Here is a 19731-nt window from a genome sequence, read left to right as displayed (position 1 = left end):
CGCGCTCATGGAGGTGGGTGCGATCCAGGTGCCGCTCAACCCGAAGAGCTCGGCCGGGGAGATCGCCGGCTTCGTGCAGCAGGTGGCGCCTGCGCTGCTCGTGAGCGACGCGGATCTCATGCCCGTGGTCGGTGAGGCGATGCGCGAGGCCGGCTCCGATGCGCCCGTCGCCGATCTCGCCGATCTCTACGCCACCGAGCCCGACGGGCGGGGCCCGGCCGACGTCGACGAGACCGACGTCGCGGTGATGATCCCCACCTCGGGCACGACGGGCCGCTCGAAGCTCGTGATGCAGACGCACCGCGCGTACGTGTGGGCGGGGGAGGGCTTCCCGTTCTGGATGCGGATCACGAGCGACGACCGGTTGATGACGTCGCTGCCGTTGTTCCACATCAACGCGCCCGCGTATTCCACGCTCGGATCGATCGGCGCGCGGGCGAGTCTCGCGCTGCTCCCCGGATTCTCCGCGAGCACCTTTCTCGACGACGCCCGCCGCTTCGGCGCGACCGAGTTCAACAGCATCGGTGCCATGCTCGAGATCCTCGTGCGCCAACCGCCGCGCGCCGACGACGCCGACAACCCGATCCGCCTCTGTTACACGGGCCCGTCGCCCGATCGCGAACGTCATCTCGAGATCGAACGGCGCTTCGGGTTCGAGGTCACGTGCGGCTACGCGATGTCGGAGACGCCCTACGGCCTCGTGTGGCTGCACGATCAACGGCCGTACGGCGCGCTCGGGTCGCCGCGCCAGCATCCGGTGCTCGGTCACGTCAACGACGCGCGCGTGCGCGACGACGACGGCCGCGACGTCGCGGTCGAAGGCGTTGGCGAGCTCGAGCTCCGCAATCCCGCGATCATGCGCGGCTACTACGAGATGCCGGACGAGACTGCCGCAGTGAAGGTGGACGGGTGGCTGCGCACCGGCGATCTCGTGCGCGTCGACGGCGGCGACGTCTACACGTTCGTCGGGCGCAAGAAGGAAGTCATCCGGCGGCGGGGCGAGAACCTCGCACCCGCCGAGGTCGAGGCGGCCCTGCAACGTCATCCCGCCGTCGCGGAAGCGGCCGTGATCGGCGTGCCCTCCGACCTGTCGGAAGAAGACGTGAAGGCCTTCGTCGTCGCCGCGCCGGGCGCGACCGTCGACGAGCACGCGCTGCACCGGCTCGCGTCGGAGCAGCTCGCGCGGTTCAAGGTCCCGCGTTACATCGAGGTCGTCGACGAGCTGCCGCACACGGCGACCGATCGCCTGGCGAAGCATCTGCTGTCGCGTGACCGCACAAGTGCCGAAGTGGATTTCGAAGCATCGTCGTCGAAAGGTGGAGGTTCGTGACCATGCAAGGCGAGCGAGTGGGGACGGCGATCGTCGCGATCGCGTGTGTGGTGCTCGTCGCCGCATGCGGCAGCAGCGGTTCGAAGGGCGCGAAGGCGAACCCCACGAAGGACCGCGCCGCCGCGCAGAAGTTGATCGTCGCGCAGGCCGACCTCCCGTCGGGCTGGTCGGGATCCGCCGACACGGAGGACGCGCAGGACAAGTCGACGAACCAGAAGATGTCGCAGTGCGTCGGCTCGTCGACCGACACCGACCACAGCGCCGACGTGAACGGCGACGACTTCGACAAGGGCGACGCCGAGATCTCGTCCGAAGCCGTGTTCGCGAAGACCGACGATCTGTTCCAGCAGGACGTCGACGCGCTGCGCGGCTCGAAGTACGAGACGTGCATCCAGCAAATCCTCGCGCCGGAGCTGAAGCAGTCGCTCGAGCAGAGCTCCCCCGGAGTGCAGGTCGGTGCGATGACGATCACGCGCTTCGACGCACCGAAGCACGGGGACGTGACCGAGGGCTTCCGGCTGTCGGTGCCGATCACGCCCAACGGTGCACCGACCGTGAACGTGTACGACGACATCATCGCCTACGGCGCGAACCGCGCCGAGCTGACGCTCGGGTTCGTGAACCTCAACACTCCGTTCGACTCGACGCTGGAGCGTTCGCTCGCCGACAAGGTGGGCGCGCGGCTCGAGAAGTCGTAGTGCCCAACGACGCCGAGGGGCACGACTGGGCGCGCACGTGGATCGGTGGCGCGACCCGCGATGCGATCACCGTCGCGGGTCGCGACCTGCCGAGCGAGGTGATGGGTCGACTCACCCTCACCGAGTTGACCTACCTGCTCGTGACGCGGCGCGAGCCGACGCCGGGTGAGCGCCGCATCCTCGACGCGGTGCTCGTGTCGCTCGCCGACCACGGGCTCACGCCGAGCGCGCTCGCGGCGCGGCTCACGTACACGGGCGCGCCCGAGGCGATCCAGGGCGCGGTCGCAGCCGGGTTGCTCGGTGCGGGCAGCGTGTTCCTGGGGCCGACCGGCGACACCGCGCAGTTCCTCGCCGACACGCTCGCAGGCCTGCACGACGTCGAGGACGAGGCGCTGCGCGCGCTCGCCGACGACGCGGTCGCGCGCCGCCGGGCCGCGGGTCTGAAGGTGCCGGGTCTGGGACATCCGGTTCACAAGGACGACGACCCGCGTACGCCGCGGCTCTACGAGCTCGCGGCGGCGGAGGATCTGCTCGGCCCGCACCTGCGACTGCTGCGTCACGTCGCCGCCGCGCACGAGGCGCAGAGCGGCCGCCACCTGCCCGTGAACGGCGCGGGCGCGGCGGGCGCCGCGCTCGTCGACATCGGTGTGCCGCCGATCGCGGTGCGCGGCGTCGTGCTCGTGGCCCGCACCGCGGGGCTCGTCGCCCACCTGGTCGAGGAGGCCGCACGTCCGCTCGGCATGCCGCTGTGGCTCGAAGTGGAGCAACGCGCGAGCGACGCGTGAGCTCGTTCCAAAGGCTCCGAAGGCTTGTCGCGCGGGCGTCCGGAACCTTAGGGTCGCGCCCCAACCGGGAGTCCGATCACGGAGGGGATATGGCCAAGTCCGCAAAGGTCTTCAGTGCAGTAGCGATCGCGGTCGCGTCGGTGTTCATGGGTCTCGCCGCGCCCGCGGGTGCGTCGCATTCGGTGCGCATGAGCACGACGACGGTCACGGCCGCGGCCGTGCCGAACTCGAACATCAAGGGCGCGGGCGCCACCGCCGCGTTCAAGCCCGCGACCCTGAAGGTGCACTGGTCGGCGGCGACGACCCAGCCGAAGTGCACGAAGAAGCTCGTGAGCTTCACGATCACGAACCCGACGAAGAAGTCGGTCACGATCCTGAACGGCAAGCAGAAGTTCGCGGTGATCAAGCCGAACTTCGAGCTCGGCGTGTGCGTCTACGGCACCGGCAAGGCCACGGGTGACCTGGGCCTGAAGGGCTCGACGAACGTGCTCACCCTCAAGATCAGCTGAGCGAGCTCGCTCCCATCAACGTTCGCGGCCTCCGCTTCGGCGGGGGCCGCGTCGCGTTCGGACGCCGCAGTCGTCGGCGCGTCAGCTGGCGACGGGAAGCAGCGCGTCGAGCAGCTGTGCCGCGTGCATGATGTCGCGCGTCTGCAGCGAACCCGGCTGCGCGAGCAGCGCGCAGAGGGGCTTCGACGGACCGACCCACACCCCGTTCAACATGAAGGGTGCGTGGTGCGCGGCCCAGTCTCCGCGCGTGAAGCACAGCGCGCGCGAGATCGGCAGTCGGAGGGCGCCGAGCGCGGCGGCGACCGCGTCGACCGGCACCTTGATCGCCTCGAGCAGATCGCTGCGGTCCTGGACACCGACGAACAACCGGCGGTCGCGGCGCACGACCGGACCCGGCGCGTCGTGCGCCTCGATCACCCAGACACCACTCGGTCCGATCGCCACGTGCTCGACGCGCGCGCGGGTCCCGGGGATGTCGCGCGCGTGCAGGGTCTCGACGCCGGGGATCGCACGCAGCTCGTCGGCGAAGCGCAGATCGCCGACCGGGGCGGTCGCGACCGGCGCGGCCACGAACGCGGCCGGATCGGTGCTCGTCATCCGAAATGTTGTCGGCACATCGAGCCGGTGACCTGAGCCATCGCCGGGAACTTCGGCGGCCCCGTCAGGCCAGCCGGGCGTCGAGCCGGGCCGCGACGGTGCGCATCGCCTCGCCGTCGAGCAGGCCGGCGTGGCCGAGGAGCTCGGGGAGCGCCGGCGGCGTGCCCACCCACACGCCGTCGAGCACGACCGAGCGAAGGACCTCGGCACCCCGGGCGTCGACGAGACAGAGGGCGGGCGCGACCGGCACCGGCGCGTCGGCGAGCAGGCGCGCGACCGCGCGGGCCTGCGTCGCGATGCGGGCGAGGAGCTTCTCGTGCTCCTCCTCGGCGCGCTCGGAGCGCTCGGCCGGACGGGGACGCGTCGAGTGCCGGAGCTCCACGGGTCCGAGCCGCCAGCCCGACAGCTTGGCGTCGACGACGAACACCCCGCCCGGCGAGATCGCGAGGTGGTCGATCCTCAGCGTGGCTCCGACCCTCGGCGCGCGATCGGGAGCGTGGCGCGTCGGGTTGGCGCCGAACGCGCCGACGGTCTGGGTCTCGCCCTTCATCCGGCTGCGGCGGGCGACGAGGCGGCGGTCGTGCAGCACCTCGATGCCCGGAATGCGGTCGAGCCACGCGCCGACGATCCGCTCGACGCTCGCGCCCTGCTCCCACGCGGAGTCGCGCGCGCGGCCGCGCGAGGCGAACGCGCCTGCACCGGAGGTTCCCACGCGCGAAATATCGGCGCTCCCCGCCGATTTCCTGAGCGGTGCCCGCCGGCCGCCGAACTGGTGGTTTCTGTCAGGTGGGGCGCACGGAGGCGAGGAACTCGACGACGGCATCGTTGAACGCGTCGTTCCGGTCGCCCGCGACCATGTGCCCGGCCCCCGCGACGTCGGCGAGCTGCGCATGGGGCACGAGCTCGAGCAGCTCGCGCGCGCCTTGCTCGCTCAGCAGGTCGCTCATGCGGCCGCGCACGAGGAGCGTCGGGATCGTGAGCGTGCGCGCGGCGCGTTGGAGCCGGTCGCCGTCGACGAGCGTCGAGCGCGTCTCGTCCGGTGAGCCGAATCGTCCGCTCACGAAGCGCGGGTCCCAGTGCCAGACCCACCGGCCGTCGGCGCGCTGGCGCAGGTTCTTCTTGAGCCCGTCGAGGTTCTTCGGGCGCGGCCGGTGCGGGTTGTACGCGCTGATCGTGTCGGCCACTGCTTCGAGCGACTCGAATCCGTCGAGGTTGCCCTTCATGAAGTCGCCGATGCGGGTGACGCCCGCGGCTTCGATGCGCGGCGCGACGTCGACGAGCACGAGCGCGGTCGCGAGCGCCGGCGGAGGCGTCTCCGCGATCGCGGTCAGCGATGCGATGCCGCCGAGCGACGCGCCGACGAGCGCCGGTGGGCGCGGCAATGCGCGTGCGACGGCGCGCACGTCGCCCGCGAACGCGTCGAGGCTGTAGTCGCCGTCGGGTGCCCAGGCGCTGTCGCCGTGGCCCCGCAGGTCGACCGAGTACGCGCGCCAATTCCGGCCGAGCACCGCGAGCGTCGTGCCCCACGCGTGCCGCGTCTGCCCGCCGCCGTGGAAGAGCACCACGGGGGGCGCGTCCGGATCGCCCTCGACATCGGCGGCCAACCGCAGTCCGTCGCGGCCTTCCAGTTCGATCGTCTGCATTGTCATGGTCGCGCTCGCTCGCCGACGGGCGACCCGCCGGTGCCCCGTCGCGCCGCTCGACGCTCCAGGACGCGGGATGGGAGTGCGCGAGGTCGCGTGCTCGCTCCGCTCGCTGCTTGCCGGTTCACGATCATCAGGCCGATCTTTCCATGTCTTCGATCACGATCTCCTGACCGGCGGCGACGAGCGCGCGCACGTCGGCGACCGCGGCGTCGAGATCCTCGAGGTCGAGCTCCACCGCGCCGTGCGGTGTGAGGAACAGGAACGTGACGCGCGCGACCGGCTCGCCCGTCGTCGCCGCGATCGTGAGCGCGTAGCTCGCGCCCTGGAGGCGGTAGCCCGCGCGCCGGCGATCGAGCTCGGCGCGGTCGTCGGTCGCCGCGGTCTTGTAGTCGACGACCACGAGCCCTTCCGTCCCGCGGTAGAGGAGGTCGATGTAGCCCTCGAGCAACCGGCCGTCGATGGGCGCGCACGCATAGACCTCGCGCCAGTGCGCGGCCGCGGCCGCGGCGCGCACCGCGGGTGCGCCGAGCGCGGCGTCGACGAGCGCGCGCACTTGCTCGGCGCGATCGGGGATCGCCTCGGCCTCGCACTGCGCGGCAACCGCGGCGTCGATGCCCGCGGCCGTCGCCAAGTCGATCGTCTGCAGCACGCCGTGCACCGCGCGCCCGACCGCCGTGCCGTAGCGACCCTTCAACCACGGCGGCAGGTCGAGGTCGCGCGGTCGCTTCTGCAGCCCCGCGCCGAGGTCGCCCGCAGGATCGTGGTCGCCGTCGTCGGTGAGCGCGGTCGCGGCGACCGCCGTCGGGCGCGACGCGCGCCCGAGCGCGTCGGCGCGCTCGCGTTGCCACTCCGCGAACGGCATGACCGGCGCGGCCGGGGCGGTCACCGCGCGCGCCGTGCCGAGCGCGAGCTGCCGTTCGGGCTGCACTGCATCGGGCAGGGCGTCGAGGCGCGCCGCGGCGCCGTCGTGCAGGAGCTCGGCGTTCGTGCGCCCGTTTGCCGACGGGTTGCGGGCCTTGCGGTGCATCGACACGACGAGGTGGTCGCGCGCTCGCGTGCACGCGACGTAGAGCAGGCGGATGCGCTCGTCGTAGTCCATCTGCTCGTCGATCGGCTTCCAGTCCTGGTACTCCGACGTCTGGATCGCCTTGCCGAACTTGTACCCGACCTCACCCGAGGGCAGGAACACGACCTCGGCCGGGGCGTAGCGGCGTTGCGGTGCGGTCGACATTCCCGACACGATCGTGATCGGGAACTCGAGCCCCTTCGCCGCGTGGATCGTCATGATCCGCACCGCGTCGTCGTCGGTCTCGGGCAGCACCGACTCCTGGACGCGCGACCCCTCGGCCGACTGGACCTCGACCCAGCGCAGGTACTCGCGCAGGTTGCCGTTCGTCGCCTCGCTCCACTGGCGGGCCTGATCGATGACGAAGCGCAGCTGCCGCCACACGTCGCGCGGGCGTCCCTCGGCGAAACCGAGCTCGAAGGCGCGGCGGTCGCGTGCGATGCGGTCGAGCAGCTCCGACGGCGCGTCCCAGTGACGGCGGTCGTACAGCGTTCGCAGGTAGGCGAGCGCACGGCGGACGGGATCGTCGTCGGGCACGGTCGGCGGCGGCTCGTGCCGAAGGCTCCACGATCCCTTGCGCTCGACCTTGAACCGGAAGAGGTCGTCGTCGCCACAGCCGATCAGTGTCGACCGCAGCGCGGCGACGAGGTGCAGCTCGTTCGTCGGGTCGTCGACGGCGCGCAGCACCATCATGAGGTCGCGCACCGTGCGCGTCGCGTACACGAGCGAGCTCGACTCGGAGCGGTACGCGATGCCTTCACCGTCGAGCGCGTCCTGGAGGAACGGGAGCGAGGTGCGCGCGGGCAGGAGGATCGCGATGTCGGCGAGGCGCGCCGGCCGCCAGCCGTCGTTGCCGTCGTCGACCGACCATCCGCCCGCGAGGATGCCGGCGACCGCGGCCGCGACCTCGTTCGCTTCCTCCGCGCGCAGGTCGTCGGCGCTCACGTCGGCCGGGTGTTCCTCGCGCCCGAGGACCGCGGTGGGTGCGCCGGCGGGCGGTGTGTCGCGCTGCGGGTCGAGCGCGAGGTACGGAGGCCGCGACACGAGCGGCAGCTCGTTCTCGGGCGGCTCGGTCATGAGCGCCGCGAAGACCTCGTTCACGAAGTCGATGACGGGCTCGACGGTGCGGAAGTTGGCGGTCAGCTCGACGGGCATGCCCCGCTCGTCGGCGAAGCGATCGCGCGCCGCGAGGAACGTGCCGATGTCGGCCCGCCGGAACCGGTAGATCGACTGCTTCGGGTCGCCGACGACGAAGAGGTGCCCGGGCGCAACGGCCACCTGATCCCACGATCGCTCGCCCGCGTCGGCGCTCCCGGGATCCGCCGCCGCGATGCGGACGGCGAGCTCGATCTGGATCGGGTCGGCGTCCTGGAACTCGTCGAGCAGCAACCGCTGATAGCGCGCGTGGAGGCGCTCCCGCACGGTCGCGCCGTGGTTCGGGTCGCGCAGCAGCGCGCGCGCGAGCACGAGGAGGTCGTGGAACTCGAGCCGGCCCGCGGCGCGCCGCTCGGCGGCGGCCTCGAGCGTGAACGTGCGGATCGCGCTCGCGATCTGCTTCGCCGCGGCGATGCACACGTCGACGCGGGCCTGCTCGAGCGCCTCGAACGCGCTTTTCAACCGGTCGCGCACGGCGCCGACGTCGGGCCAGTTCCGCTGCTGACCGATGTTCCTCGCGACCTTGAGCTCACCGCTCGACACGACCTCGAGCAGGTCGAGCTCGTCGAGGCTGCGGACGCCGTCGAGGCGGTTCGCCACCTGCTCGAGGCGCGCGCTGAGCTTGTCTTCGAGCTCACGGCATCCGTGCCGCTCGTGGCAGATGTCGACGAGCTCGTCGAGGAGCGGCGCGAGCGCGGTGCGCGCGTCGGGCGGTGCGGGCGCGGTCTCGGGCACCTGGGTCTCGACGAGGTCCCAGTTCTCGCCGAACGCGGCCGCGAGCACGTCGAGCGCCCGGATGCGGACGCCCGCGGCGTCGAAGATCAGCAGGGCGCGCGCGACCGCGGGATCCTCGAACAGCCGGTCGCGGAACGTGCCCCAGCGCCGCTCGAACTCGACGCCCGAGCTGACCGCGTCGAGCACCTCGACGCGCGGCGGCAGCCCTGCCTCGATCGGGTTCTCGGACAGGATCCGTTGCGCGAACGAGTGCAGCGTGCCGATCGCGGCGCTGTCGAGCTGGTCGAGCGCGTCGCGGAAGCGCCGGGTGCCGTCGGCATCGGTCGCGTCGCTCACGCGCGCTTGCAGCTCACGGCGGAGCCGGTCGCGCAGCTCGGCGCCGGCCTTCTCCGTGAACGTGATCGCGGCGATCGCGCGGAGCTCGGCCGCTCCCGACCCGACGAGCGCGATCACGCGCTCGACGAGCGATCGCGTCTTGCCCGAACCGGCGCCCGCCTCGACGAACAAGGTCGCGTCGAGATCGCGCGCGATCCGGTCGCGTGCGACCTGATCCGCGAGAGTCGGCGGATCCGGGCTCATCGGTGCGCTCCTTCCGGAACGGACGGGTCGCACTGCGGCCCGTCCGAGTCGATCCCGTCCCGCGTCGAGGAGCGGCGAGCGAAGCGAGCGCGACCAGAAGGATCAGGCATCGCCGGCCTCGTCCTCGTAGGGCTCCGCGAACTTCGAGTAGGGCACCAGTGCGGCGTCGTCGCGTTTGCGCTCCCACGCGCTGCGCAGCTCGGTGACACCGAGCTCGTCGGGGTTGCACGAGGGGCACTCGTTGAAGATCGCGGTGCTCGTCTGCGTCGGGTGCGACGCGAAGATCCCGGCTTCGATGCCCGCGATGACCCAGCCGAGGGTCGCGCCGACGAGGTCGAGCACGCCGTCGGTCACGTCGTAGCCCTCGAACTTGAACTCGCCGCGCTGCGAGACGAACCAATACAGCGCGCGCACCGGCGCGTCCGGCGTGCGTTGATGCATGCGAGCCGCGACGCCGTACACGGGAAGCTGGAGGAGCGAGCCGCCGCGGTCGGGGTTCTCGGCGCTGAGCCCCTTGTAGTGATCGCGCTTGCCGGTCTTGTAGTCGAGGACGAGGAGGCTGCCGTCGTCGGCGCGGTCGACGCGGTCGGCCATCCCGCGGAAGTGGAGCAACCGTCCGTCGGCGAGCCGCAGGGGCACCGGATCGATGCCGTCGCGGAGACCGAACGGGAGCTCCGCCGCGACCGGCGTGGTGCGCAGCGCGGCGCGCAGCCGGTCGTCCTCGACGAGGAAGCGCTCGAGGTCGGCGAGCACGCGGCGCCGATCGCGCCCCCAGTACAGCGAACGGCCGGTGACGCCGCGCGCCTCGTACTGCTCGCAGATCGCGTCGCCGATCTCGATCATGCGCGCGCGTTGCTTCGTGGTCCACGGTGCGTTGGGCGCCGGTGGCGCCGCGAGCATCTCGAGCACGAACTTCTCGAGCGCTTCGTGCACGAGCGATCCGCGGTCGAGCGCGCCGATCTGCACGATCTCTTCGGGGTTCTCGACGGGCTCGACGCGCAGGATCGACTCGACGAAGTACGCGAACGGGCAGCTCGACCAGGTCTGCAAGCGCGTCGCCGACGTGACGCTCGCGACCGGCGACGGCACCGCGAGCCCCGTCAGGTTGCCGTCGAAGCGCGTGAACGCCGAGCTGCGACGGGCCGCGACCACGGCTGCGTTTCCCGCGAGCACGGCGTCGTCGGTGCGCCCCGCGAGCGCCGCCGCGTTCGCCGGGGGCGACGCGAGCAGCGTGCGCAGGTGGTGCTCCTGCTCGGTCGCGGGAAAGTCGAGCGCGCGGAGACCGGCGTCGAACGACGCGACCGGTTCGATCCAATCGACGTCGGCGGTGAAGAGCTCCTCGCTCCACCACGACTCACCGGAGAGGGCCGACGCGAGGTCGAGCACCCAGCGTGACGGCACCAGGTCGGTGCTGTGGCGCAGGTCGCCGCGCGGTACGCCGAGGAGCTGTTGCCGCGCGCTCGCCAGCGCGGCGATGAGCTCGCGGTGCTCGCGGTCGACGCGTGCGCGCCGGAGCGGGAGCTCGCCGGCCGCGGCCTCGCGCTCCTGGTCGGGGAGGAGCGAGTCGTCGCGCACGGGCGCGGGGCACGTGCCCTCGGCGAGGCCGAGCACCGCGACGAGCTCGAGGTCGAGCCCCACTCCCATCGCGATCGGGCCGACGAGCACGCCGTCGCCGAACCGGCCGATGCGACCGAGGTCGTTCTCGAGCTCGAGCGCGAGCGTGCGGGTGAACACGTCGAGCAGCACCGCGCCCTCGACGGCGTCGAGCGCGGCGAGGCGGCCGAGCGCGGCGTCGACGCGCTCCGCCGCCTTGCGCTCGTCGGCCGGCCAGTCGTCGCGCGACGCCGGACTGCCGACGACGGCGGTGAGCGTGCGCCGCGCCCAGGCTGCGTGCTCGGCCCAGCCGCGCGGCTTCGCGGCCGCGCGCGCGAGGTCGTCGATGAGGCCGACGACGAAGTCGCGCAGCTCGCGAGCGCGCGTCGCGTTGCGACGATCGCGGGCGACGCGCCAGTCGTCGGATGGGTCGCGTGTGTCGCGTGTGTCGTCGTTCTCGGCGGCCGCGATCTTCACGTCGAGCTCGTCGACGAAGCGGCCGAGCCGCGTCTCCCATTGCGCGCGCCCCGACACGACGCCGGCCGCGCGCGACAGCCGTTCCCACGCGACGACCGGTGCCCACACGCCCCGGCGCAGCACCGGCGCGGTCGCGAGCCAGGCGAAGACGTCCTGGCGGCGGAAATCGCGCTCCGGAAGCGCGAGCAGGCCGAGCAGCGCGCGTCCCGCGACGCGACCCGCGAGGGGCACGACCGACGGCCCGTTGCTCGGGATGCCCGCGGCCGCGAGGTGCTCGTGCACGAGACGCGCGTAGGGCTCGGTGGCGGCGTGCAGGATCGCGATGCGGTCGAGGGGCGTGCCGGCGCGAACCGCCTCGACGACCCGGCGCACCGCGGCGCGCACCTCGTCGTCGGCGTCGGACGCGATGACGATTCGTGTCCGTTCTCGTGTCGCGACCGGCGCGGGCGCGGGCCCGCTTGCCGCGCCCGCGGCATCCGTCAAGGTTGCGATCGCGCGCGCGACCTCCGCGTCGGCGCGCTCGACGCCGGTCGTGCCCACGACGATCGCGAGGTCGCGCGCGGCGGCCAGCGTCGCGAGCATTCGCAGCATGTGCGGTGTCAATCGTTGCGGCAGGTAGAGGACCGGCGTGCCGAGGTCGCGCAACGGCGGCGACCCGCCCGCGCCGATCGCGTCGACCGCGGCGCGCATGAGGTCTTGCTCGTCGTACCAGCCGGGTTCGAGCCGGGCGCGCGTCGCGCGATGGACGCGCACGACCTCCGACGCGCGCCGGCCGGTGCGCGCGATCGCGTCGAGCCCCGCGTCCGACACCTCGCGCAGCTCCCGGTAGGTCGCGACGAGCGCGGTCTCGGTTGCGGGATGCTCCGCGACCGGCGCGAAGAGCCCGGGCGAGTCGTGCAGGGTCGCGCGGAGGCCCGCCGCGATGACCGGCGTCGACACCGGCCGGCGGCCCGAACCCGCGAGCACGGGCGCGGCGAGCAGCTCCGCGAGCCGGAACGGGGTGACGAACGACACCGCGACGACGCCCGCGGCCGTGCCGGTGACCGGCCCGAGCGCTCCCGACGCGAGCAGCCGGCGGGCGGCCACGCCGACGTGGTTCGACGGCACGACGACCGTCGCCGGCGCGAGCGGATCCCCGCCCTTGGCCCGCGCGATCTCGGCTCGCAGCGCCTCGGCCGCCTCCCGGCCGTAGCCCACCCACTGCACCCGCACGGCCATGATCCGATCGTACGCAGGGCCTGTGACAGTGACCTGGAGCTTCGCGGAACTGATCGACCGAGGTGACGCGCCGCGTCACCCGGATCGATCAGATCGAGCCGACCGGGCATGATTCACCGATGACCGCCGGTGACCTCGTGCTCCACGATCCCGCGACCTACGACCACGGCTTCCCGTACGAGCAGTTCCGTGAGCTGCGGCGCGAGCGGCCCATCACGCACCACGACCATCCCGCCTGGGACCGCGGCTACTGGGCGATCGTGCGCCACGCCGACGTGATGCGGGTCTCGCGGGACGCCAACTTCAAGACCTCGCCCCATCCGATGCTCGAGACCGCGGCCGACGACGACGCCGAGGGTCTCACCGAGCTGCTCATCAGCAAGGACCCGCCCGAGCACACCCGGCTCCGCAAGCTGATCAGCTCCGGGTTCACGCCTCGACGGGTCGCCGACCTCACCGATCGCATCCGTGATCGCGTCGCCGCCCTCGTCGACGGCGTCGCGGAGCGCGGCGGCTGCGATCTCGTCACCGACCTCGCGCTCTGGCTCCCGCTCCATGTGATCGCCGATCTCGTCGGTGTCCCCGAAGCGGATCGCGCGCACGTCTTCGAGCTGACCGAGATCACGTTCGGCTTCGATCCGGCGGTCACCCCCGCGGAGCGCGGTGCCGCGGCGATGGAGATGTACGCCTACGCCGACGGCCTCTGCGACGAGCGCCGCGCGCAGCCACGAGACGACCTGCTGAGTGTGCTGCTCCACGCGGAGATCGACGGCGAGCGGCTCACGCAGCTCCAGGTCGACATCTTCTTCCTGCTCCTCCAGAACGCGGGGAGCGAGACGACGCGCAACCTCATCACGACGGGCACGCTCGCGCTGCTCGAGCATCCCGATCAGATGGAGATCGTGCGCGCCGACCCCTCGCGACTACCGCTCGCGATCGAGGAGCTGTTGCGCTACTCGACCCCGGTGATGCAGTTCACCCGCCGCGCCGAGCACGACACGGAGATCGCGGGTCAGACGATCGCCGCCGACGACCGCGTGCTCATGGTGTACGCGTCGGCGAACCGCGACGACACCGTCTTCCACGATCCCGACGGTGTCGACGTGACCCGCGAGCCGAACCCGCACGTCGCATTCGGCGCCGGTGGTCCGCACTTCTGTCTCGGTGCGAACCTCGCGCGCATCGAAGCGCGCATCATGTTCGAAGCGTTGCTCACGCGCTTCCGGGGGCTCGCGATCGTGGGCGACCCCGCCACGATGCCCCGCGTGCACTCGAACCTCATCGACGGCTACGCGCATCTGCCCGTCGCATGGGACGACGTCGTCGCGCCGGTGCCGTCGTGAGCGACACGCACTACCAAGAACCGGGCTGGTTCACGCGTCACGTGTTCAACCCGATGGTCTCGGGGCTCACGAAGATGGGCGTCAGCGTGCTGGGCTCGCGGGAGCTGCGCGTGCGCGGCCGCAAGACCGGCGAGTGGCGATCGGTTCCCGTCAACCTGCTCGTGATCGACGGCCAGAAGTACCTCGTCGCGCCGCGCGGCCACACGCAGTGGGTGCGGAACCTGCGCGTGGCGGGCACCGGTGAGCTGCGCGTCGGGCGCCGCGTCGACACCTTCACCGCGACCGAGCTCACCGACGCCGACAAGCCCGCGATCCTCCGCGCGTACCTGAAGCGGTGGAAGAGCGAGGTCGGTGTCTTCTTCGGCGGTGTCGGTCCCGACTCGTCCGAGAGCGAGCTCGCGCGCATCGCGCCCGACCACCCGGTGTTCGCCATCACTACCGCCTCGTGAACCGGGCGCGTCGGCGCGCATGACGCGCCGCGGCTGGCTGCTGTTCGCGGTCATGAGCGTGATCTGGGGTGTTCCGTATCTCCTCATCAAGGTCGCGGTCGAGCATGTGGAGCCCGCGGTCGTCGTGTTCGCGCGCACGTCGCTCGCCGCTGTCGCGCTGCTCGCAGTCGCGGCGCGTGCCGGCGCGCTCCGGCCCGCGCTCGCGCACTGGAAGCCGGTGCTCGCGTTCGCTGCGCTCGAGATGGCCGGACCGTGGCTCCTGTTGACGAACGCGGAGCAGCGGTTGCCGTCGGGCGTCACGGGACTGCTCGTGTCGTGCGTGCCGATCGTCGGCGCGATCGCGGCGTACGCGCTCGGCGATCACAGCGCCTTGCGGTTCCTGCGCGTCGCCGGCATCGCGGTCGGCCTCGGCGGGGTCGCGCTGATCGTCAACGGCGACCTGCGCGGGCACGGCGGGATCCCGTGGCTCAGCGTCGTCGAGGTGCTGCTCGTGTGCGTCGGGTACGCGACCGCGCCGTTCATCGTCGCCCGCAAGCTCGGTGACGTCCCGTCGATCGGCGTTGTCGCGATCGCGCTCGTCGCGGTCGCGCTCGTCGTCTCGCCGCTCGCGTGGATCGGACGTCCGAGCGCGGTCCCACCCGCGACGGCGATCTGGGCCCTGCTCGGTCTCGCCGCGCTCTGCACCGGCGTCGCGTTCGTCGTGTTCTTCGCGTTGATCGCGGAGATCGGTCCCGCGCGCGCGACGCTCATCACGTTCGTGAACCCCGCGGTCGCGGTCGTCGTCGGCGCGCTCGCGCTCGACGAGCACATCACCGCGGCGACCGTCGGCGGCTTCGTGCTCGTGATCGGCGGCTGCTATCTCGCGACCCGTCCCGGGGCCGCGGTCACCATCGAGGTTCCGGAAGTCGCCCCGAGCTGACGAATGCAGTTCCCGCCTCGGCGCGCGAGCGAAGCGAGCGGCGCGACCTCAGCCGGAGGCCGAGGCGTCAGAGAGGGCGAAGCTTGCGAGCCCGACCAGTCAGGATTGACGACCGAGGAGCGCGAGGAGGCGCGTCTGCGCGTCGGCGTGCGCGCCGACGGTGACGGTCGTTCCGAACATGCCGCTGCCGTTGAGCATGTCGATCTGTGGCGCGACGATCGCCGCGATCGCGTCGACGAGCTCGGGATCGAGCGTGGTGTCCTGAGCGGTCGCCCTCGCAAGATCCCAGCCGTGGATCACGACGTCGACGATGCGGTGCCCGCAGTACACCGATCCCGGCACCGGGCCGTACGACACCGCGCACGGCGCGTCCATCGCGCCGGCCGCGTCGAACGCCGCGCCCGCGAGCCGCGCGGACTCACGGTACGCGGCGTGCGGATCCGCGCCGAGCGTGTCGCCGTCGAGCCGGTCGCCGACCTCCGCGATGGTCGTGCCGTTCGCGAGCTCGGCGGCCCAGTAGTTGCCGCCGACGACGTGGTTCAGCAACTCGCGCACGCTCCAGCCGTCGCACGGAGTGGGGAGCTCGAGCTGATCGCCGGCGATGCGGTCGACGATCGCGCCGGTCGCACCGAGTGCACGTTCGTGGATCGAGGGCAGGTTCACGATCCGTCTCCTCCCACCGCGGGCGGTTGCGACACCGTGCGGTACGCGCCTTCGCGCACGCGCCGGATGCGGGCCTCACCGGGATCGTCGTCGCCGTTCCCGGAGAACAGGCAGAAGTCGGTGTACACGACGCGGCGCTCGCGCACCACCGGTGGCTGGCTCATGTGCAGCGTGCAACTGAGGTGGATGGTGACGTCGCCGGTGCGCGTCGGCAGGTCGACCTGCGGGAGGTCGAGGTCGTGCCGGATCAGTGCCGGCCTCGTGAGGGCGCGGTGCGAACCGGCGACGACGCGCAACTGACCCGATTCCGCGTCGGCGCCCGTGATCGAGATGCCGACGGTGAGCGAGCAGCAGCGGTACGAGTGACTCCCGAGGCTGCAGTCCTTGTGCCACGGCACGTCGGAGATGCCGTCGACGACGCCGATCGGCTTCACGAGCGCTTCCGCGAGGTTCTGGTTGCCGCCGGGCTTGCCGAAGCGGTGACCGTCGCCGGTGAGGCGCGTGAACCGCAACAGCCGCTCGTCGGCGAGCAGGCGTGCGAGCGCGGGCGACGTCTCGTGGAAGTACTGCATGCGCACGACTCGATCGCGACCGTCGGCCGTGCGCGCCCACCAGGAACGTCCGTCGTCGCGGCGGTAGCTCGACTCCGCCGCGTCCATGTCGGCGCTCACCGCGGCCATCTCCTGCTCGTCGAACACGCCGACGAGGTGCAGGTACCCGGCCTCGGTGAGGAAGTACACGAGCTCATCGGGGTCGGCGTCGGTGGTGAAGCCGCGCGTGAGGTCGAGCGGCGAACCGTCGCGATCGAGGAACGTGACCGCGCCACGCGTGTGCACGGGCCGGTCGTCGAGCACCGATCGCAGGACGACCCACCAGTCGAGGAGGTCTTCGAACCGGCCGCGCGGGAGGTCGAGCTCGCCGGCGGTGAGGAAGACCATGGGCGTGACGAGGTCGTTGACGATGTCGGCGAACGTCGTCGCGTCGAGTCGCACGACGGTCGCGGCGCGCGCGTCGCCGGAGTCGATCGTGAACCGCTCATTGTCGAACGCGATCGTCCACGCGCGTCCGTCGACGACCAGCGCGACGGACTCGAGTGCGAGCTCGCGCGCGCCCGGCACTGCCAGCGCGGCGCGCGCATCGAACAACGCGGGCAGCTCGTGCTCGAAGAAGTCGCGCGCGTCGATGGGGCGCACGTCGGCCGCGGTGCGCGTCCGCAAGTCGACCGACCTCACGGTCGCGCTCGCCCTGCTCGCGCTCCGAGCCGCGGGACGGGAGCGTTCGAGGTCGCGTGCTCGCTCCGCTCGCCGCTCGTGCCGCACTCGTCAGTCACGGTGCAGCGCCTCGGTGAGCTCGACGTCAGGGTCGGGGATGGTCGGTCCCGGAACCTCGACCACGATCTCGCGGATCGTGCCCGTCCACGGGAACGGCACTGCGTAGTCGTCGCACACGGGGAAGCCGTCGTCGCGCCCGATGCGGAGTCGCGCGCCGCCGTGCTGCCACGTCAACGGCATCGGGTGCGGCGAACGCGCGCCACCGACGACGGTGTCGTCGTGCGTCAGCGTGTAGCCGCCGCCGTCGGCGCCGGGCACGAAGGAGCACGCGAGCGCGATCGGATCGGGTCCGGTCGGCACCGGCGTGTCGGCGACGACGCGCGAGATGTCGCCCGCCGCGTTCACGACGAAGGTGAGGCGTCCGTCGCGCACGAAGAACGCGTACCCGGCGTTCCAGTCGCCGAGCGCGCAGAGCACGCCGTCGGCGCGCTCGGGCACGGTGACCGTCGCGGTGATGCGGAAGCCGCCGACGAGATAGGGGACCGACTCGTCGGTCGCAGGGCTGGCGTCGGGCCGGAACACGCAGCGCGCACCGGGCGGGTGCGGTGGACCGATGAACGCGTTGAACCGTCGCGTCAACGAGTCGACGAGCGGGAAGACGTGATTGCGCTCGGCTTCCTCGATCCAGCGCGCGTCGAGCGCGCGCAGCACGTCCGGGTGCTCGGCGGCAACATCGTGCGCCTCGGAGAAGTCGTCGTCGAACCGGAACAGCGCCCACTCGTCGGTCTCGAAGTCGCGGCTGCCTTCGACCAACCGCTCTTCGTCGACGACACCCTGCGACACGTGGTTCGTGGTCGCCTTCCAACCGTCGGCGATGATCGAACGCGAGCCGAGCATCTCGAAGTACTGCGTGTCGCGCGGCGCGGGCGCGTCCGCATCGGCGAACGTCGTGCGCAGGCTCATGCCGTCGAACGGCTGTTGCTCGACGCCGTCGACGACGACGGGCGCGTCGACACCGCACGCGTCGAGGATCGTCGGCATGAGGTCGATCGCGTGGCAGAGCTGCGTGCGCACACCGCCGCGCGACGCCGCGTCGATGCCCGCGGGCCAGTGGACGATCAGCGGCGCGCGAGTGCCGCCGAGCCACGTGTACCGCTTCCACAGACGGAATGGTGTGTTCCCCGCCCACGCCCAGCCCCACGAGTAGTGGTTGTAGGAGCGGAAGCCGCCCCAGTCGTCGAGCACCGCGAGGTTGCCGTCGAGGGTCTCCGACATCTGCGACGTGAAGCGGTGCTCGTTGATGGTTCCGAGCGTGCCGCCCTCACCGCTCGCGCCGTTGTCGGACATCAGCATGACGATGGTGTTGTCGAGCACGCCGATGTCGCGCAGGCGGTCGAGCAGCCGCCCGATCTGCGCGTCGGTGTGCGCGAGGAAGCCTGCGAACACCTCTTGGGTGCGCGCGTGCAGGCGCCGCTCGTCGGCGCTCAAGTCGTTCCAGCGTGCGATCCACGACGGATGCTCGGTGAGCTCCGCCGAGGCCGGGGCGACGCCGAGCTGTTGTTGACGTGCGAACGTCTCCGCGCGCCACTGCTCCCAGCCGCCGTCGAACCGACCGCGATACGGCTCGACCCATTCGGGCGTGACGTGGTGCGGCGCGTGCATCGCGCCGAGCGCGAGGTAGAGCTGGAACGGCTTGCCCGGCGCGGCCTCGTGCTGCGCGAGCACGTGCGCGATCGCGGTGTCGGCGAGGTCCTCGCTCAAGTGGTAGCCGTCTTCGGCCCGGCGCGGCGCGTCGACGTAGTGGTTGTCCTGCACGAGGTTCGGCGTCCACTGGTTCGTGTCGCCCTGGAGGAAGCCGTAGTAGCGCTCGAAACCGATGCCGAGCGGCCAGCGGTCGAAGGGACCGGAGTGCGAGCGTTCGCCGCGCGGCACGAGGTGCCACTTGCCGACCGCGAACGTGTTGTATCCCGCGTCGCGCAGCACGCGCGGGAGCGGCGCGGCCGACTTCGGGATGCGGCATGTGTAGCCCGGGTACGCCATCGGGAGATCGGCGAGGAAGCCGAACCCGACCGCGTGATGATTGCGACCCGTGAGCACGCTCGCACGCGTGGGCGAGCACATCGCGGTGACGTGGAAGCGGTTGTAGCGCAGACCGTTCGCGGCGAGCGCGTCGATGTTCGGCGTCGCGATGTCGGAGCCGAAGCAGCCGAGCTGCGCGAAGCCGACGTCGTCGAGGATGATCGTGATGACGTTCGGCGTCCCTCGTGGTGGGCGCGGATCGTTCAGCCGCAATCGCTCGGGCGGGGTGTCGCGGTTCGTCGCGCGACGCGCGTTGTTCGGTTCGCTCATCGTCGGCATTCTCTCGTGAGGACACGCGCGGCCGCCAGCGGCCGCGTCGCGTCGCACCGTCGCGCGCCGCGCAGCGGAGATGCCGATGCCGCGTTCGCCGTGATGGAGCCGCGGCTCGTCGACGTCGCGCGACGCGTCGGCCCGAGGATGGTGCGAGCATCGGGCAGCAGTGGAGGGACGCGCTCGACCGTCATCTCGATCGCGACGGTTCGACGCGAGCCGTCGGGGAGCACGAGCGCCAAGGCGTGCAGTTCTCCCGCACGCTCGACGCCCGCCCCGATGACTGCGAAGCGCACCACCTCAAGACCTACGAGCACGGCGATCCGACCGCTCTCGCGAACGGCTGCCT

General features: G+C 71.9%; 15 protein-coding genes. 7 read left to right on the top strand and 8 right to left on the bottom strand.

All coding sequences use genetic code 11. The annotated features are described in order from the left end of the window. The 4 genes from VH914_16990 to VH914_16975 form a co-directional block, all read left to right on the top strand. Positions 1–1330, top strand: a 1330-nt coding sequence (locus VH914_16990) for an AMP-binding protein (GenBank protein ID HEX4492905.1), incomplete at its 5' end; no start/stop codon positions are given. Beyond that, positions 1327–2028, top strand: a complete 702-nt coding sequence (locus tag VH914_16985; GenBank protein ID HEX4492904.1) for a hypothetical protein — start codon at positions 1327–1329, stop codon at positions 2026–2028. The genes VH914_16990 and VH914_16985, both read left to right, overlap by 4 nt. Beyond that, positions 2028–2813: a citryl-CoA lyase gene (locus VH914_16980; GenBank protein HEX4492903.1), complete on the top strand. Its 786-nt coding sequence runs from the start codon at positions 2028–2030 to the stop codon at positions 2811–2813. Before VH914_16985 ends, VH914_16980 begins: the two co-directional genes overlap by 1 nt. An 89-nt stretch (positions 2814–2902) precedes the next feature. Further along, on the top strand, positions 2903–3322 hold the full coding sequence (locus tag VH914_16975) for a hypothetical protein (GenBank protein ID HEX4492902.1): 420 nt from the start codon (positions 2903–2905) through the stop codon (positions 3320–3322). Between the two features lie 81 nt (positions 3323–3403). Here VH914_16975 and VH914_16970 read toward each other — a convergent pair whose 3' ends face one another. The 5 genes from VH914_16970 to VH914_16950 form a co-directional block, all read right to left on the bottom strand. Further along, complete coding sequence (locus tag VH914_16970; GenBank protein HEX4492901.1) at positions 3404–3919, bottom strand: nuclease-related domain-containing protein; 516 nt, start codon at positions 3917–3919, stop codon at positions 3404–3406. A 64-nt stretch (positions 3920–3983) separates the two neighbouring features. Next, positions 3984–4631 (bottom strand): nuclease-related domain-containing protein, encoded by a 648-nt coding sequence (locus VH914_16965; protein HEX4492900.1) that lies wholly within the window; start codon positions 4629–4631, stop codon positions 3984–3986. Between the two features lie 70 nt (positions 4632–4701). Further along, on the bottom strand, positions 4702–5562 hold the full coding sequence (locus VH914_16960; protein ID HEX4492899.1) for an alpha/beta hydrolase: 861 nt from the start codon (positions 5560–5562) through the stop codon (positions 4702–4704). Between the two features lie 133 nt (positions 5563–5695). Further along, entirely contained in the window at positions 5696–9100 is a 3405-nt protein-coding gene (locus tag VH914_16955; GenBank protein ID HEX4492898.1) for a UvrD-helicase domain-containing protein, read from the bottom strand. Between the two features lie 102 nt (positions 9101–9202). After that, positions 9203–12388, bottom strand: coding sequence for a PD-(D/E)XK nuclease family protein (locus tag VH914_16950; GenBank protein ID HEX4492897.1), 3186 nt, complete (start codon positions 12386–12388; stop codon positions 9203–9205). Between the two features lie 119 nt (positions 12389–12507). Here VH914_16950 and VH914_16945 point away from each other — a divergent pair, with 119 nt between their 5' ends. Genes VH914_16945 through VH914_16935 form a run of 3 tightly spaced genes read left to right on the top strand, consistent with a single transcriptional unit; the run spans position 12508 to position 15099 of the window. Continuing rightward, entirely contained in the window at positions 12508–13731 is a 1224-nt protein-coding gene (locus tag VH914_16945) for a cytochrome P450 (protein HEX4492896.1), read from the top strand. Then, the gene (locus VH914_16940; protein ID HEX4492895.1) at positions 13698–14180 is read left to right on the top strand and encodes a nitroreductase family deazaflavin-dependent oxidoreductase; all 483 of its coding nucleotides are present in this window, start codon (positions 13698–13700) and stop codon (positions 14178–14180) included. Before VH914_16945 ends, VH914_16940 begins: the two co-directional genes overlap by 34 nt. 19 nt (positions 14181–14199) lie before the next feature. Then, positions 14200–15099, top strand: coding sequence for a DMT family transporter (locus tag VH914_16935; GenBank protein ID HEX4492894.1), 900 nt, complete (start codon positions 14200–14202; stop codon positions 15097–15099). A 99-nt stretch (positions 15100–15198) separates the two neighbouring features. On the opposite strand, the gene VH914_16930 is transcribed toward VH914_16935, so the two are convergent. The 3 genes from VH914_16930 to VH914_16920 form a co-directional block, all read right to left on the bottom strand. After that, on the bottom strand, positions 15199–15762 hold the full coding sequence (locus tag VH914_16930; GenBank protein HEX4492893.1) for a TIGR03086 family metal-binding protein: 564 nt from the start codon (positions 15760–15762) through the stop codon (positions 15199–15201). Continuing rightward, positions 15759–16994 carry a phytanoyl-CoA dioxygenase family protein gene (locus VH914_16925; protein ID HEX4492892.1) on the bottom strand — a complete coding sequence of 412 codons (1236 nt, stop codon included), beginning with the start codon at positions 16992–16994 and terminating at the stop codon, positions 15759–15761. Before VH914_16925 ends, VH914_16930 begins: the two co-directional genes overlap by 4 nt. Before the next feature lie 90 nt (positions 16995–17084). After that, complete coding sequence (locus VH914_16920) at positions 17085–19382, bottom strand: arylsulfatase (GenBank protein ID HEX4492891.1); 2298 nt, start codon at positions 19380–19382, stop codon at positions 17085–17087. Positions 19383–19731 lie beyond the last annotated feature (349 nt).

This window comes from Acidimicrobiia bacterium (assembly GCA_036271555.1).
GTDB lineage: Bacteria > Actinomycetota > Acidimicrobiia > IMCC26256 > PALSA-610 > DATBAK01.
This window is presented reverse-complemented; position numbering and strand designations above follow the sequence as displayed.